Origin of the sequence: Delftia sp. ASV31 (genome assembly GCF_016428765.1) — a bacterium.
Classification (GTDB): domain Bacteria; phylum Pseudomonadota; class Gammaproteobacteria; order Burkholderiales; family Burkholderiaceae_C; genus Comamonas; species Comamonas acidovorans.
This window is the reverse complement of sequence record NZ_JAELTK010000343.1, coordinates 1-254: the sequence shown is the minus strand read 5'-3', so window position 1 is coordinate 254 and position 254 is coordinate 1. Positions and strand designations below refer to the sequence as shown.

Sequence of the window (254 nt, the reverse complement as noted above, 5' to 3'; positions counted from 1 at the left end):
CCCCCCCCCCCCCCCCCCCCCCCCCCCCCCCCCCCCCCCCCCCCCCCCCCCCCCCTTTTCAAGCAGAAGACGGCATACGCGATCAACGTCAGCGTCTCGTGGGCTCGGAGATGTGTATAAGAGACAGTCCCAGGCCTTGACGGCCACGTGGCCGTTGGTCTCGGGCGCCAGCATCATCACCACCTCGGTGGCGTCGATGTCGGTGACGATGCGCGGGCGGCCCTGGCTCACGCCTTCCTCGCGCACCAGGCCGT

At 71.7% G+C, this 254-nt stretch carries 1 protein-coding gene; it reads right to left on the bottom strand.

Annotated elements, in window-relative coordinates; genetic code table 11:
- The coding region (locus JHD82_RS29740) for a hypothetical protein (protein WP_199140512.1) at positions 1-254 on the bottom strand (254 nt) is incomplete at both ends.